This is a genomic window from Chryseobacterium sp. 2TAF14 (assembly GCF_052115105.1).
Lineage (GTDB): Bacteria > Bacteroidota > Bacteroidia > Flavobacteriales > Weeksellaceae > Chryseobacterium.
Genome location: NZ_JBFRGA010000044.1, coordinates 1 through 15,600, shown reverse-complemented (window position 1 = coordinate 15,600; position 15,600 = coordinate 1). Strand labels below are relative to the sequence as shown.

The 15,600-nt window shown below is 33.7% G+C and carries 17 protein-coding genes and 1 pseudogene; 11 read left to right on the top strand and 7 right to left on the bottom strand.

Features of this window, described 5'->3' with window-relative positions; genetic code table 11:
- The 6 genes from AB4Y90_RS07160 to AB4Y90_RS07135 all read left to right on the top strand — a co-directional run.
- Positions 1–242: hypothetical protein (locus AB4Y90_RS07160; RefSeq protein ID WP_441556733.1), on the top strand; the 242-nt coding region annotated here is incomplete at its 5' end.
- 139 nt (positions 243–381) lie between these two features.
- Positions 382–879: a PAS domain-containing protein gene (locus AB4Y90_RS07155; RefSeq protein ID WP_441556732.1), complete on the top strand. Its 498-nt coding sequence runs from the start codon at positions 382–384 to the stop codon at positions 877–879.
- Complete coding sequence (locus tag AB4Y90_RS07150) at positions 843–2,249, top strand: ATP-binding protein (protein ID WP_441556731.1); 1,407 nt, start codon at positions 843–845, stop codon at positions 2,247–2,249. The genes AB4Y90_RS07155 and AB4Y90_RS07150 overlap by 37 nt, the downstream gene beginning before the upstream one ends.
- 95 nt (positions 2,250–2,344) lie before the next feature.
- Positions 2,345–2,800 (top strand): hypothetical protein, encoded by a 456-nt coding sequence (locus AB4Y90_RS07145; RefSeq protein ID WP_441556730.1) that lies wholly within the window; start codon positions 2,345–2,347, stop codon positions 2,798–2,800.
- Between the two features lie 49 nt (positions 2,801–2,849).
- A complete protein-coding gene (locus AB4Y90_RS07140; RefSeq protein ID WP_441556729.1) occupies positions 2,850–3,035 on the top strand; it encodes a hypothetical protein in 186 nt (61 codons plus the stop codon).
- Between the two features lie 21 nt (positions 3,036–3,056).
- Positions 3,057–3,542 carry a DUF4385 domain-containing protein gene (locus tag AB4Y90_RS07135; RefSeq protein ID WP_441556728.1) on the top strand — a complete coding sequence of 162 codons (486 nt, stop codon included), beginning with the start codon at positions 3,057–3,059 and terminating at the stop codon, positions 3,540–3,542.
- A 300-nt stretch (positions 3,543–3,842) separates the two neighbouring features.
- On the opposite strand, the gene AB4Y90_RS07130 is transcribed toward AB4Y90_RS07135, so the two are convergent.
- Positions 3,843–5,618 (bottom strand): FAD/NAD(P)-binding protein, encoded by a 1,776-nt coding sequence (locus AB4Y90_RS07130; protein ID WP_441556727.1) that lies wholly within the window; start codon positions 5,616–5,618, stop codon positions 3,843–3,845.
- A 447-nt stretch (positions 5,619–6,065) separates the two neighbouring features.
- Between AB4Y90_RS07130 and AB4Y90_RS07125 the strand changes: the two genes are divergently transcribed.
- The 5 genes from AB4Y90_RS07125 to AB4Y90_RS07105 all read left to right on the top strand — a co-directional run bounded on the left by AB4Y90_RS07125 (position 6,066) and on the right by AB4Y90_RS07105 (position 8,939).
- A complete protein-coding gene (locus AB4Y90_RS07125) occupies positions 6,066–7,037 on the top strand; it encodes an SDR family oxidoreductase (RefSeq protein ID WP_441556726.1) in 972 nt (323 codons plus the stop codon).
- A gap of 153 nt (positions 7,038–7,190) precedes the next feature.
- Positions 7,191–7,643 carry a ferritin-like domain-containing protein gene (locus tag AB4Y90_RS07120; RefSeq protein WP_441556725.1) on the top strand — a complete coding sequence of 151 codons (453 nt, stop codon included), beginning with the start codon at positions 7,191–7,193 and terminating at the stop codon, positions 7,641–7,643.
- Positions 7,644–7,788: 145 nt separating this feature from the next.
- Complete coding sequence (locus AB4Y90_RS07115) at positions 7,789–8,049, top strand: hypothetical protein (RefSeq protein ID WP_441556724.1); 261 nt, start codon at positions 7,789–7,791, stop codon at positions 8,047–8,049.
- Between the two features lie 144 nt (positions 8,050–8,193).
- A complete protein-coding gene (locus tag AB4Y90_RS07110; protein WP_441556723.1) occupies positions 8,194–8,424 on the top strand; it encodes a hypothetical protein in 231 nt (76 codons plus the stop codon).
- 158 nt (positions 8,425–8,582) lie between these two features.
- Positions 8,583–8,939, top strand: a complete 357-nt coding sequence (locus AB4Y90_RS07105) for a response regulator (RefSeq protein WP_441556722.1) — start codon at positions 8,583–8,585, stop codon at positions 8,937–8,939.
- Between the two features lie 236 nt (positions 8,940–9,175).
- On the opposite strand, the gene AB4Y90_RS07100 is transcribed toward AB4Y90_RS07105, so the two are convergent.
- The 6 genes and pseudogenes from AB4Y90_RS07100 to AB4Y90_RS07075 all read right to left on the bottom strand — a co-directional run.
- Positions 9,176–11,014, bottom strand: coding sequence for a chloride channel protein (locus tag AB4Y90_RS07100; protein WP_441556721.1), 1,839 nt, complete (start codon positions 11,012–11,014; stop codon positions 9,176–9,178).
- Between the two features lie 97 nt (positions 11,015–11,111).
- Positions 11,112–12,206 (bottom strand): hypothetical protein, encoded by a 1,095-nt coding sequence (locus tag AB4Y90_RS07095; protein ID WP_441556720.1) that lies wholly within the window; start codon positions 12,204–12,206, stop codon positions 11,112–11,114.
- A 149-nt stretch (positions 12,207–12,355) separates the two neighbouring features.
- On the bottom strand, positions 12,356–12,841 hold the full coding sequence (locus tag AB4Y90_RS07090; RefSeq protein ID WP_441556719.1) for a hypothetical protein: 486 nt from the start codon (positions 12,839–12,841) through the stop codon (positions 12,356–12,358).
- Positions 12,842–13,025: 184 nt separating this feature from the next.
- Entirely contained in the window at positions 13,026–14,186 is a 1,161-nt protein-coding gene (locus AB4Y90_RS07085; protein ID WP_441556718.1) for an FAD-dependent oxidoreductase, read from the bottom strand.
- A gap of 24 nt (positions 14,187–14,210) precedes the next feature.
- Positions 14,211–14,963, bottom strand: coding sequence for a DUF6597 domain-containing transcriptional factor (locus AB4Y90_RS07080; RefSeq protein WP_441556717.1), 753 nt, complete (start codon positions 14,961–14,963; stop codon positions 14,211–14,213).
- Positions 14,964–15,041: 78 nt separating this feature from the next.
- Positions 15,042–15,600, bottom strand: a pseudogene (locus tag AB4Y90_RS07075) (hypothetical protein); the annotation flags it as partial.

Genomic DNA, 15,600 nt, shown 5'->3' with positions numbered 1-15,600 from the left:
ACATAAAACAATCTGCCATTATAAACCTTAAAAGACCGAATGCTTTGGAAGGAGCAAAAGTTTTAGGAAAACCTGTTGTAATTAATGCAAGTCAGATCGTTTTTTTAAGCCATAATATGGATGGAAACGTAACTTTTTTTATGACAAACGGCTTCGAAATATCCGTCAATGTCTTCTTCAATGAAGCAGAAGAAGTTTTTAATAATGCAAAGTCAGGGATCGAGTCTGAAATTGGTTTCTGATGAATTGCTTTTTAATAAACACCACTTTTTCCTGTTAAACTGATTGATTAATTTTTTTTACATATAATTAAATTTTGGATCATATTTTTAACCGTTTAGCATTCGTTTAATCTTTATATTTGCTCAATTTTTAATATTTATGAATGCTCCTGATCAGATAAAAGCAGAAAAATTACTTTCCGTACTTTTTTATTCTCCCAATGCAACCGCCATTTATACAGGTATTGATATAAAAATCATCAGTGCAAACGAAGCTATGCTGAATTTTTGGGGGAAAGATAAAAGTGCTATCGGAAAAACCATGGCAGAAGCAATTCCCGAATTGCGCGATCAGCCATTCATAGATATCCTGAAGAATGTTTGGATCTCAGGTAAAACCTACACTGCAAAAAACCGGGCAGCAATGCTTAAGGTTAATAATGTTTTGCAGACCTTTTATTTTGATTTTGAATATAAAGCAATTTTAGACGAAAAAGGAAACACAGAATACATCCTGCATACAGCATTTGATGTTACTGAAAGGCGTAAAGCTGAAAATCTGGTTCAGGAGAAATCAAGATCTGAGCAGAAATTGATTGACGTGAAGAGCGTTTCAAAACATTGGTTGAAAAATCTCCCGTTGCAATGGCTTCTCTGAAAGGAGAAAACTTCAAAATAGAAATTGTCAACGATATGGTTCTTAAAATTTGGAACAAAGACCGTTCTGTAATCGGGCTGCCTTTAGAAAAAGCACTTCCCGAATTGCAAGGTCAGCCATTTATCGACATATTAAATAATGTCTATCAAAAAGGTGAACCCTATTACGGGCTGGAAGACAAAGCGCTTATCGAAGAAAACGGCAAGCTTGTAGAGCGTTATCTGAATTTTGTTTACCAGCCAATTTTTGATAAAGATAAAAAAAGTGTTTCTATTCTGATCGTAGCGAGCGATGTTACGGAACAGGTGAATGCAAGAGAATCTGTGAAAGAAATCAATAATCGTCTTGCCATTGCTTTAGATGCAAGTAAACTTGGTTCTACCGAAGTAGATTTGGCAACAGGAATTATGGAGAGCAACGCGCAGTTCAAGTTTAATTACGGTTATCTTCCGGATGAAGATTTTCATTATTCAGATCTTTTTAATGCAATGTTCCCGGAATATCGTGAGCCGGTAAAAGCATTGGTTCAGGAAGCAATCAGAACAAACGGAATTTATAAGGCAGAATATCCTGTGCAGTGGAGAGACGGTTCTGTGCATTGGATTCAGGCGCATGGAAGACCAAGGTATGATGAAAACGGAAAAGCCATCAAAATGGTAGGAATGACTGCAGATATTACCGATAAAAAACTGATAGAGCAAAGAAAAGACGATTTTCTGAGTGTTGCAAGTCACGAGCTGAAAACTCCGCTTACTGCTGTAAAAGCATCTATACAACTCCTGAATCGTATAAAAGATAAGCCGTATTCTTCAACTCATGCCAAGCTTATCGAGCAATCTGATAGAAGTATCGATAAAATGTGTCTGCTCGTAGATGATCTTCTAAATATGAGCAAAATGGGGCAGGATCAGCTTAATTTAGAGAAAAGTACATTTAATCTTTATGAAATGCTGGAAAACAGCTGCAGCCATATCAGATTTGAAGAAAATCATCAGATTTTTCTTAACGGAAATCGTAAAGCAGAGGTTTTTGCCGACCAAAACAGAATCGAGCAGGTGGTGACCAACTTTGTAAACAATGCCGTAAAATACGGGAAAGAATCGAAAGAAATACAGATATCGATCGAGGAAACTGATGATCACATTAAGGTTCTTGTAAAAGATTTTGGGCAGGGTATTCCGGAAGCGGCCATTCCTTTTGTATTCGACAGGTATTATCGTGCAGGTCATTTGGGTAAATCTTATTCGGGCTTAGGATTGGGTTTGTACATCTGTTCAGAAATAATAAAAAAACATTCCGGAAAAATCGGGGTAGACAGTAAATTGGGTGAGGGCAGTACTTTCTGGTTTATGCTTCCAAAGAATGGCTGATCTCAAGAATGCAGAATTATGCTTTCGATCATAAATTTTTAGTTTTAAATAATTTTATTTTTGAATGAAAATTTCGGGAAATCGTTATTTAGTGTATGAAAACTGCTATTATTTTTCTCTTATTTTTTGCTCACGCAATAAAGGCTCAGGAACTCACGCTTAAGTTACTCGAAGAGGTGGCCAATCATTCTTCTGAGAAAATAAACCATCAGGTGATTGAGAAATACAACTTCATCCACGTTCCTGAAGAATCTGATAATCACCAAAACACTTACAAAAACAAAAGCAATCTGAAAGATTGGTTTATCACCATAACCGTAATCCCCGCCAAAAAAAGCTGCAAAAATATTGTAACTGCAGTGATCGGGAAGAACCATGATTTTGTATCATTAAAAAAGCAATTGCTTTCGGAAGGCTATACTTTTGCGGGCGAAAAGCTGCTAAGCGCAGAGATTACACTCTTACATTACATCAAAAATAATTATCTTTTCTCCATTTCAAAAGAAATAACTTCCACAGGAGCCTATCAAATTCTTTTTACCTGTAAATAATTTAAAATAAGGCATACATATTGTTTATAAGCTTAAAAATAATATAATTATGAACGTAAAAAGAATATTCGGAACAGTACTTACTGTCTTAGGAATTGCAGGCCTGATTTATACAGGCTATCAGATTATTAATAAAAGTGAAGCTTACACTTCGTTGGCTGTATTCGGAATTATCGGATTGATTTTCTTTATTTCTGGAATCAGTTTAGTTAAAAATACAAAAGACGAAGGCTAAAAACATTAGTAATTGTTTTGTATGGGTTCGCAAAAACCAAGTTATCTTAATTTCAATTTTGCTGAATATTTTTGGAAACCCGATATCGATTATCGGGAACACCCGGAATTGTATAAAGTAGGAAAAGGAGAGCAGGGAGTTCTTATTTGCCAACCTTATAAAAGCGAAATCGGGCAATACTGGAGATTTAAAACCGTTGAAATTGCTAAAGAAAGCAGCGATAAAATTTTTAATTTATTTAAAAAATACTTAAAAAATGAAGATTTTGTAGGCGCAGATATGGCAAGAAAGTATTTACAAATGGGTTTTACAAGAGCCAGACGTTACGCCAATTATAAAGGCGGAAAAAAATATGATGCCGAAGACAATTACCGGCAATTGCAAAAAGGAACCGGTGATCCTGAAAAAGCCGAAGCGGCAGAAATTTTCTTTAAACGATGGAAAGAAGCCGAAGCCGACGAAAAATATTCCCAACTTAAGATACAATGGAAAGCAGATAAAGGTTAATCTTTAAAATCCATTTACATTTTTATCAAAAAAACCACAGCTTTTAAGTTGTGGTTTTCAATTTATTTTTAAAATGCAGAGCCTGTTTAAATATTGAATATTTTACCATTAAGAAATTAAGACCTTTTTAGCTTAAAAAACTTAATAAAAAACAATTCATTGTTGCCTTAATCATATTCAGCTTAACGATCTAAAATTCTTAATGTTAAAGATAAGAATAAACAAAGTTTATTTAATTTAGAGAATTAAGAGATAGTTTATAAAAAAAGATTAAATAAATTTTAAACAGGCTCGTAAATTTTAAACAATATTTTTCTGCAGATCATCAATATTTTGATCGCTCTCAGAATTGCTGAGATTGTTTTTACTCAAAATTTCAGAAATTTTTTCTGCTGCCGTATCACAAAAATCAAGCCCGGAATAATCCGGATTTAAGCCTCCTATAAAAGGAACTGCCATAATAAAAAGATTATCTACCGTTTCATTATAGATATTCAGAGATTGGAAATAATCGTTTATCCCGAGACCAGGAACTTTGAGGTAGTAATTATTGTTGTAGCCTTTCACTACATTTTCAGTTTTTTCCTCAAGAAGTTCTTTACCGATATCGTCGTTTTTGAAGCTTAAAAAAGCCGAGCTTGTTACATTTTGATTTTTTAAACCTTCGAAAGGCAGATCATTCAGATTCATCTGTTGCTGACCGATTGCATCGATAAAGATTTCGTAATACTCATTTCTTTCATCATTATTTTCATTAGTGTAATGATAAATGCAGCCAGAATTTTCATGAGGTTTCACCACGCTTTCTTTATCAACCTGAATGAGATCAATAAGTCCTGCATCGTGTAACGCCATGATTTCACGGTACGAAGATTGCGGAAGCGAAGCAATAATCACCGATATCAAAGGCATTAAAACCGACTTTAACCGCAACATATCTTCTGCCGAAAAATGTTTTGCAGGATAATTCATCGCATAGCTAAATCCGGCCAGTTTTTCTTTCCACGTGATTGATTTTCTTTTCTTAATTGATTCTTCAGCTTCTTTATATTCAGCTTTAAAAAGGTCGAAACTATCATATTTTTCTCTTAAACCGAGCATTTTTTCAGCAAATTCTTCTAAGTTTAAATCTTTAATATGATTATAAAATTCAGGATCTTTTTGTTTTAAAGGAAGTTTAAAATTGATTTCAAAAACATAATCCAGATCAACAAAACCGCCGTTTTTCTCTTTGTACTCGTAAATTTCGTCTAATGACATCGTCCAGTCTGATGAATAGGCATCATCCTCTGAGTGAAATCGTAAAGCAGGCAGAAAACCTCCTGTAGAAAACAAATGTATTCTGAAATTTTCAGAGCCTTTATTTAGTATAAATTCAATATTTCCGTTTTCTGTTTCCGTGAATTTTCCATTCAATCGTGCAAGGGTTTTTACTGCATCTATTGCCGTTAATGAAGTTCCGCGAATGGCAACAGAATAATTGGTGACACCGGTAAATTTTGAAGGTGGATACGGAGAATCAAACCATCCTTTTGTTTTTTCTTCATGGGTTTTATTCCAGACATGTCCGGTACAGAGAATAACTTTATCAGCAAAAAAAGTTTCACCCTGTTCAGTAGTAATTTTAAATAAATCTTCCTTATCATTCAGTTTTTCAATGTCTGTTACCAAAGTATCTGTTTTGGCAATAACTTTAATACCTTCTTTTTTAGCAAGCTTTATATATTGATTGAACTGGTCTTCCAAATAATTTCCTAAAAGTAATCTTGGGATAACCTGATGAGGATTTAATTTTTTAGAATCACAAAAATCTTTAAAGATTAAGCTCGGATTTCTTTTTAAATACTCTTCAAAAGGATAAACCAATTCAGGTAATTCATTTGCAGAAACATTTGCAACATGTTCCTCTAATGAGCCTAATTTTCCGTAAGGCATTCCTGCTCCGAAACGCTCGTTTCTTTCAAAGACATAAATAGTTTGCGGATGAAAGTTTTTTTTCAGAATATGTTTCAGCGTTAAAAGTGCGGCAGGACCTCCGCCGATGACAGCTATTTTAGTAGATAATTGATTTTTCATAATGATTGACTTATCCATCGCAATTCAAATTGCGTTCCGTCAAATGATTATATATTAAAAAAATAATTACTGGTTTATGATTGCAGACAGCAAATGAAAATTTTATCTAAATAAATAATTATAAGAGCCTGTTTAAATTTTATTCAATAAATTTTTTATAGCTTTTTCTTAATTTTCTAAATTAAAATAAACTCTGTTTATCTTAAATTTAACATTAAGAATTTTAGTGAGTTAAGTTTATTCTGATTAAGGAATCAATAAATTGATTTTTATTAAGTTTTTTAAGCTAAAGGGGGCTTAATTCCTTAATGGTAAAAATAAATTATAAATTTAAACAGGCTCTAAATACCACATTGCTCAGTGATGGAATAGTACTTGCAGAATTAATGCCTAATCCGGTATTTTTAAATTACAGGAATTAAAATCACACTAACCAAAATATATATTATGGAAAAATTAACGTCAGACGACGCAGTAAAGTTGTCGGGTGAACAAGCCGTTTCACAAAAAAATGAAAATTCTGATTCTGAGAACCTGAAACCTCTGGAAGATCCAAGATCAAAACATCCGAAACCTCCTTTCGAAAGACAGTTTCAGCCTTTCCCGGGTTTGGCTCACAAAATGAATCCCGTTCCTGATCATGGCGAAGAATCCTATGTTGGTAATGGAAGACTTAAAGGCAGAAAAGCATTAATAACAGGTGGAGATTCCGGGATCGGAAGAGCTGCAGCCATTGCCTATGCTCGCGAAGGAGCCGATGTTGTTATAAGCTATCTTCCGGAAGAGCAATCAGATGCAGATCAGGTTCTTGAGCTGATTGAGAAAACAGGTCAGAAAGGATTCGGAATTCCGGGTGACCTTCGTGAAGAATCTTTTTGCCAGGAATTGATTAAGCAAACCGTTGAAAAACTCGGTGGACTTGATATTCTCGTGAATAATGCAGGGCATCAGAAAACCAATGAATCTATTTTAGACATTACAACAGAAGCTTTCGACAGAACCATGAAAACCAATATTTATGCTCCTTTCTGGATGATAAAAGCTGCACTGCCTCATCTGAAACCAGGTTCGAGCATTATCGGTTTATCATCAGTTCAGGCTTATGATCCTTCAGAAGATTTGTATGATTACGCACAAACAAAGGCGGCAACAACAAGTTATGTAAAATCTTTAGCCAAACAATTGGGTCCGAAAGGAATCAGAGTAAATGGAGTTGCGCCGGGTCCTGTTTGGACGGCTTTGGAAATAAGCGGCGGACAGACTCAGGAAAAAATTGAAGTTTTTGGTGAAGACACAGCGTTCGGAAGACCGGGTCAACCTGCAGAGCTTGCTTCTATTTTTGTACAGCTTGCAGAAAATACAGGCAGTTTTGCAACCGGACAGATTTACGGTTCTGCAGGCGGAAGCGGGCAACCTTAAAATAAACAATAATCGAGCGGTCAATTTTTTTATTTTAAACCTATTTATGGGAGATGACAGCTCAAAAGTACCACATCATAGCGATTTTATCAAGATATTTCCTTCGCTGGTATGGCGCTTGTAAGAAATAGAACACACACAAAAAATATTATTATGAACAACGAAAGAACAGTATCAGTACTTAATGATTTGTTAAACATCACCAATGACAGAATCCAGGGATTTTCAAAAGTGGAAGACAAAGTTTGGGACACTTACACACCTTTAAAAGGAGATTACGATCAGATGGTAAGTCAGTCTCAGACGATGAAGTCAGAATTAAATGACCTTATTCGTGAAAGAGGCGGTGAACCGGATAACACAGGAAGTACTGCGGGAGCTATTCACAGAACATGGATTGATGTTAAAAATTCTTTTTCAGGAGATAAGGAAGAGTCTACTCTGGAAAATGTAGTATATGGTGAAGAAGCTGCAATCAACGCTTATCAGGATGCTTTAGACAGTGGAGATCTTTGCCCTGAAAGCTCAAGAGTTGTAAGCGATCAGCTTCATCATCTTAAATCATCTTACAACAAATTCAGTAACTTAAACGAAATGAAAAATTAAGGATTTAACGAAAATTAAACGTTAGTTTTTTATTTTGGAGTGTTTGGAATTGGTATTCCGGCGATCAATGTTACAATTTTCAATCCTAAAAGAGCTTAGATTTTTTTAGGATTGTTTTATTTTATACAAACCACAAAAAAATTATATGGAGATTACGAATGATTTTAAAAACGAAATTTTAACGAACTCAAAAGCGATAGAAAAAATTGAAGTTCTTTACAAAAAAAATGAGAAATTCAGTGGAAAGCTTTCAATGGTAAAAGATGACCCTTTTGAGATCGTAATTTACGATAATGATAAGGATAAAGCTGAAGCAGAGCATCTTGTCTATTTTGGAAGAGCAGTTGAGATTACATTATACTATAACGACGGAACCATCAAGGTTTTTAAAGATATCATCGATTAACATAAAAATTTATTAAACTAAAACTCAGATTTAGCATCTGAGTTTTTTTCTATACATATTTAATTTTTTTTTGCTGATTTTATTTCCTGTAAATATCATGGCATATCGATTGATAAAGGGATAGAATACAATCACCAAAATAAAATGAACGTCAGTTTAAACAATGGAATGAAAGCCGATGAGGAGGTTACTGTAATGCTTGCTCTTTTAGATAAAGATTTAAAGAAAATGATGTTGCATTGCGTTAAAAACCAATGGAAATTTGAAATAATAGGATCCAATAATCTGGAGTTATGTATTCCTAAAAATTCTCTTCATTTACTGTTCTATCTTGGGTATCAATTATCATCTGGAGTTAAGAAAAACAATTTCTAAAAAATAATTATAATTTAAAACAACATTCGTTTTAAGTATTAATTCGGTTTTGTGCTGATAAAATTTGTAACTTTAAATGTTTATTACATCCAAATCATAAAATTGAATACTTTATTTCATTTATCTTTGTACCTATTTACCAACCTGTGCATATGAATATGAAAAAGATATTAGTTTTTGATGATGACAAATCCATTCTTGAAGTATTTTCCATCATTTTTGCAGAGAATGGTTATCATGTTGAGATTTCCGAAACTTCTCACGATATCATTAATAAAGTTGAAAAATTTCAGCCGGATCTGATTTTAATGGATAACTGGATTCCTGAAATTGGCGGTATTGAAGCCGTCACACTTTTAAGAAAACACAAAAATTTCAGCAGTATTCCTGTAATTTATATAAGCGCCAACAGTGATATTGCTGCATTATCGAAAAAAGCTCAGGCAGACGATTATATTGCAAAACCTTTTGATCTTACAGAACTGGAAAACAAAGTAGAAAAATATTTTTCATAATTGCCTAAAAAGATTTTGAATTACGATCTATGGTATGTCTTTTGCAAAATCAGAGGTAATCATTAATACCTCTTCCCATGAAAAAGTTCAGAAAAAGAATGAAGATAGTCATTCGCTATATCAGAAAATCAATTTTTGTTGAAAATGTTGTATAACTAATTTTAAATAGCGAATAATTTGGTTGTAAATTTACTTCTTTTTTAAATTTCCATAGAAAATATCAAGCGGTTATCCCATTAAGAATAATCCTTCAAAAGCTGTCTGTAACTTGTAAGTATAGCGGATTTTGAAATAAAGCCGATGAATCTGTTTTCATCGTCAATAACGGGAAGATGCCATGTATTAGTATCATCAAACATCTGAATAATTGTTACAGGTTTATCGGTTAAATGTACAAGTGCTTCGGGAACTTTAACCAATTTAGAAATATTCAGTTGCTGGTTTTCATTAAATAAATAAGGACGAATGTCGTCTAAAGAAACAATTCCTTTCAGTTTATTCTCATTATCCAACACGGCAAAATTATTCTTTTTTCCAATACTGATAAGGTTATAAAGCTCTTGCAAAGATGAATTTTCTTTAATGATCTGAGAATTAAAATCAATAAAATCTCTGGTTTGTAATGAAGACAAAAGATTGTTGTCATGTTTATGCGTAAAAATTTTACCCTGATCGGCCAGATTTTTTAATTCAGGTGAAATAGGAGCAAACCATTTAGCAATAAGGTAAGACATTACCGCAACAATCATTAACGGTATAAACAGGTCATATCCAAAACTAGATTCAGCGATCAGGAAAATAGCAGTAAGAGGAGCGTAAAGTACACCGCTCATTGCGCCCGCCATTCCTACCAGAATAAGATTGGTGACAGGAACGTTGGAAAATCCTAAATTCTGACAAATTACGGCAAATAAAAATCCTACGGATCCTCCGGCAAACAGGGAAGGAGCAAAGTTTCCGCCATTTCCGCCACTAAAAATCGTAAATGAAGTTGCAAAGGCTTTTAAAAGACAAACTAAAACAAGGAACACAATAACCGTCCATTCCTTTATTTCAAAATACCTGAAAAGGCTGTTATTAATGACCGAGTTGATGTTACCATTTGTAAAATCTTTTACGGTATCGTAACCTTCTCCAAATAACGGCGGAAAAAGTACACACAATAAAGAAAGTACAGCACCGCCAAACATGGCTTTCCTAAGTTTTGAAAGCTTTAAACCGTTGATAAAATGCTCTACCTTTTGAGAAACAACAACAAAATATCTTGCATAAAGACCTGTGATAAGCCCAAGAATCAGATAATACGGAACATTATAATAATTAAACGCTTCACGGGTATAGAATCTGAACAAAACATCTTCCTGAAGTAATATCCGGGATAATAAACTTCCGCAAACCGCAGCAACAACAAGAGGGATAAAATCTGTAAATACAACTCCGGTAAGAAGAATTTCGAATGCAAACATAATTCCTGCAATTGGGGCATTAAAAGCTGAAGCAATTCCGGCTGTGGCTCCTGCTGCCAAAAGTAGAGTCCGTTCTTTGTAGCTTAATCTGTAGGTTCTCGCATAATTTGAACCGATAGCTGCACCGGTTACTRCAATCGGGCTTTCAATTCCGGCAGAACCACCAAGACCAACAGTTACAGCACTTTGTATAACCTGAGAATACATTTTAACATTAGAAACAATGCTTGAGTTTTGCGCAATTTCATATAAAATAGCTCCGATTCCTTTTCGGTCTTGTCCTTTAAACAGAGCAATTACAATTGCGGCAGTTAAGACAATCCCAAGAAACGGAAAAACAATATAAAATATAATCTGATATTCAAAATGCACTTCATGGGTGATGAAATGATGAATATTGTGTACAAATGTTTTTAAAATAACGCCTGCCAATCCTGCAGTGCAACCTACCAGAATACCTGAAAGGATGAGGAACTGATTTCTGCTCAGATGCTTTTTCAGCCAATGAAGAATGATCTCGTAGCTGCGTGCTTTTTTAAGACCATATTGCTGAAAATCTCGTCTGAACTTTAGAAAACTTACAAATTTTTTTTTGTTGTGGAATTTCACCTGAAAAATAATATAAAGTAATTATTAAAATACCTATATCTGCAAAGGTATTAAAATGTATCGACAACTTTCAGGTGATATGAACCGGATTTTTGTTTTACTCTGTTTTATACATTTTAATTCCGTTTGCATTGGCATTTAATATCATTGCGTTTCTGATGATGTAATTTTCCCAGGCGCCGTTTCCGTTATTCTGATCAAAATTTAAGGTCTTGGTTACTTTTCCTTTATTGTCGATGAGAACATATTGTAATGCTTTTGTTTTGGCATCTTCAATGATCATCCATGAAGATTCTCCCTGGGTAAAAGTATCAAAATGCATTTCGCTCCAGCCTAATTTCTCATAAGGAATAGTTGTAGAACTGATGTTATTGGTAAGCAAATCCAGATAATAATATCTTAAATAGGTTCGTTTGTCTCCATATTCACCCGGAAAAGTGCAGACTACAGTGAGTATGTTTTTATTGATGTAACTGTCCAGAAAATATTCAGTTTTTGGTGATTTCAAAGAAATTTCAGAATACTTTCCGTTTTTATACATCATAATGTTTGGCTGGTTGGGATGAATGTAGTTTCCGAATAAAAATATATTTGATTTATCGACTACAATTTTCTTTGGTGTAGCAAGATATTGCGTGCTTGTATGTCTTACAAATTTTTTAGTATCAAGATTGTAGTTGATGATTTCATTCTTAAAATCTGCAGAGTAAGTCGTGCCATTCGCAATTCTGTAACCGAAAATAAGGTTAGAACCGTTGATGACAATATTAGACGGGCTGTTGAAAGTTCTCCCAAAATTTACCTTATTTTCTATTACACCATCCAGATTAATGGTAAAAAGTTTCATAAAAACATCTTCATCTGCTCTTTCGGCTTTTCCCTGAACGACCAATGCATAGATTTTATCTTTATGTCTTTTTACAGCAAAAATTTTATTGGTATGCTCATCACTTATTTTGAGTGTCCATTTGGGCTTTAGGTTGGTGTCATAATGTATAAGGTAAGCGTCGCAGGCATTTCCGTCATTGATTACGGTTTTAAAACTAAATCCGGCGCAGTAAATGTCTTCACCAGTCCATTCTACATCTTCCACATATTCTACCATGTCAAAAGTCGCTTTGGTCACCAGTTGCTGACCAAAAGTGATAGAAGTAAACGACATAACAGTAAAGAATAAAGCTTTTATTTTCATATCAATAATTTAAATATTTAATAAATTTTAGAAGCTGTTTAAATATTGAATATATTTCTTAAATAGTTAAAAGTATATAAAATTAAATCTTTGAAAAAAATTCAAAGACTTAACTAATATCTAATTCAGAATAAAATGCTGTTTAACGATTATTTTTTCGGTGTTAAAGAAAAATTATCAACATAAACTGCTTGATGTACTCCATTCAAGACCACTTTCACACCTAAGTTTGAATCTTTCTTTAAAGAAACATCAAATGTTTTTTTAGTTCCTGTTATTTTTGAAGGTTTGACAATAGAAGTATAAGATTTCGCATCTGAAGCATTATTGATAGAGAACAATTCTACTGTGGTTTCTCCGCCGTTATCTGAGGCATCAAAACTCAAAGTATATTTTCCGGCTTTTATTTTTGGAGTTACCAGATACATGTTTTCTCTTGGGCTGTTCATCGAATAGAATATGATTCTTTTCTCGCTGCTGTAAAGCATTGCCTTTCCAGGTTGGGCAGTCCAGCATTTGTTAATTTCTTTCCAGCTGTCAAAATTTTCATTAATGGCAGATACAGTTTTACACTGTGCATTTACTGTTAAAACTCCGCCTAAAGCTGCCAATCCTGCAAACACGATTTTTTTCATAAGTTATTTATAAATTTTGAAGTAAAAATAGTTAAAAAAGGTTGTATCAGGAAGTTTATTATTAATGATTTACGTTAGCTTTTATTTTCTTATTACATTCTCAGTTTTGATATTTTTTGTTAAAAGAACTTTTTTGTGCAGTTTTTATATTTGAAAGTTTTTAAATCTTCAGGTGAACATAACATTATTTACCATTAAAGAAATCAAGCATAGTTGCTAATGCATTTTCATTATGCATTCGTTCTCCGTTTTCAAGAGATTCTTGAGCTGTTTTCGATGCTCTTTTAAACATATTCATTTCATACTCTGCTATTGCACTTTCAATTGTATTAAATTGGGAGGAAGTGAAGATTTCGCTTAGCTCCAAAGCATCAAGCATTGCCATATTTACACCTTCACCTGCAAATGGAGGCATTAAATGTGCAGCATCACCAATAAGGGTAAGATTCTTAACTGTTTTCCAGGTCTGGTCTAGAGGCATGCAATAAATGGGTCTCGGGATAAAAGGGGTAGAACTGTTTTCAAATATTTCGTACCAAACAGAACTCCAGTCAGGATATTCTTTTTTAAACCATTTTAATACTTCAGATTGATCCGAAAAATTGATACCGCAGGTTTTCGCCCAATTTTCATCAGCTTTAAAACTTGCATAAAAACCAATTTCGCCATTTGCTTTTTGCCCCATCAGTATATTCTGCCCGTTTCCGAAAGCCATTATCTTTCCGCCACGAAGTATTTTTGAAATGTTTGGGACTCTTTTTTCTGATTCATAAACATTGCCTTCAAGCATAGTAATACCTGAATAAAATGCTTTTATATCGGTAAGAAAAGGTCGTATTTTTGAATTTGCTCCATCGGCACCAATTACAATATCTGCATACACGCTGTCTTTGTTCTTAAAATGTAACAGCCAGCCTTCATCTTGCTTTGTGATGGATGAAAAATGGCTATCCCAAATAATGGTTTCAGGATTTAGAGACTCCAGCAAAATTTTTCGTAAAACACCTCTGTCTATTTCCGGGCGAAAATGTTCGTCCCCAAAATTTTCACCTTGTTTTTTACCGTGATCGCTGAAAAATATTTCCGCTTGATGATTTGTAATGGTCGACTGATCTGCGCCCACCATAAAATTATTTTTAAAATCATTCAGCAAATCTGCTTTCCGCAATGCTGCCAAACCTGATTCATCGTGTAGATCAAGAGGTGAACCCTGTACTCTGGCATTCTTATTTATATCTCTTTCGTATACTTTTACTTCAACGTTTTTTAGTTGTAAAAGTTTTGCTAAGGTTAGCCCACCCGGACCTCCTCCTACAATTGCAATTTTTTTATTTTGTAATAACATTATTTTAAATTTTATAATGCAAAATTACTTTTGATCGTAAACTAAAAATTGTAAAAAACGGTCGTTTTCATTTTTGTGTAATTCTTTAGGCGAAACGCCAGACAATTGTTTTATTTCTTTGATAAAGTGTGATTGGTCTGTAAAATTGAGCTGTGGATATAATTCGCCGCTTTTGATATGGTCAAGTGAAGCCTGAAAACGAAGTATTTTGCAGTATGCTTTTAGAGAAAGCCCAAATTGGAGATTAAAATAACGGTTGATCTGTCTTTGGCTCCAAAATATTTTTTCAGAAAGTTCTTTGATTGGGATCTCACCATTTGATTCGAAAACGAACTGAAATAATCTGCGTTTTCGATCGTCTGTTTTTTCAGGCAACAGTGATGAAATTTTCTGAGCAATTTTCTTGCAAAAATTATCGAAATCGTTTAAATCATCAATACAAATGTCCCAAAAATTATTCTGCAGTATTTTTCCGGAATTTAAAATACCTGCAATAGACTGGTTAAAAACGTACTCGATTGCAAAAGGATGAAAACTGACGGCAAAGAAATCTGAAACTTCACCGGTAATATATTTTGGCTTTGTTTCTAAACCCAGCAATGCAACAGTAAGAGTTTCGTTATTTATTTTTGAAAATATTAAGTCAACCTTTCCGTTAGGAATAATTACTGCATCACGGTCATGATATGAAATGTTTTGCAAGGAAGAGAAGCAATAGACGAAATCTGACAAAGATTTATTTGGTTCAACAAGTTTAAAATTCAGCTTTTTTTCCATTATCTTATTTTAGTATTGCGTCCTGTAATTGCTGATTGCTATATGAATTCTAGATTTTTGTCTCGTAAAGAGTTATGTTTATTTAAGTTTCATTATTTTTTCTAAAAGAGCAGGAAGTTTTGTTTCAGGATTTATTTGATCATTGTTCCAAAAACTCATGACACAGCTTACATTCTTATTTCTTATATTTTCTGCAACATAATATACGGTTAAATTTTTTCCGCCGGACATTCCCGCCAAAGCGGAAGCTACTCCCGTAAAATCGTAAACTACTTTTTTTGCTTGAGTTTGCACTCCTTCAAATTCTATTTCTACTGTTTCTTCCGATGTTACTTTTCCGCCTYTTCTTGATTTTGTAATGTTTAATTGATTTTCAATTGCCTCTTTTGCGCTCTCTAAATTCTTGTGAACAGACCAGTTCATTTCCCCTTCATAAGGGCATTGTACAGTGTTAAGAAAAGTCCAGTAACAACTGTTTCCAAGCTCTATTTTTCTTCCTGCAAAATTTATTGAACTTATTTTCATCGGAACAAAATTTTCTTTAGGAATTTTATTTTCAATGATAAGATTAACGATCTTCTCTTCTGTTTCTTTATCGGTTTTGCCGATTTTAATAAACCAAACCACAGAAACTGTC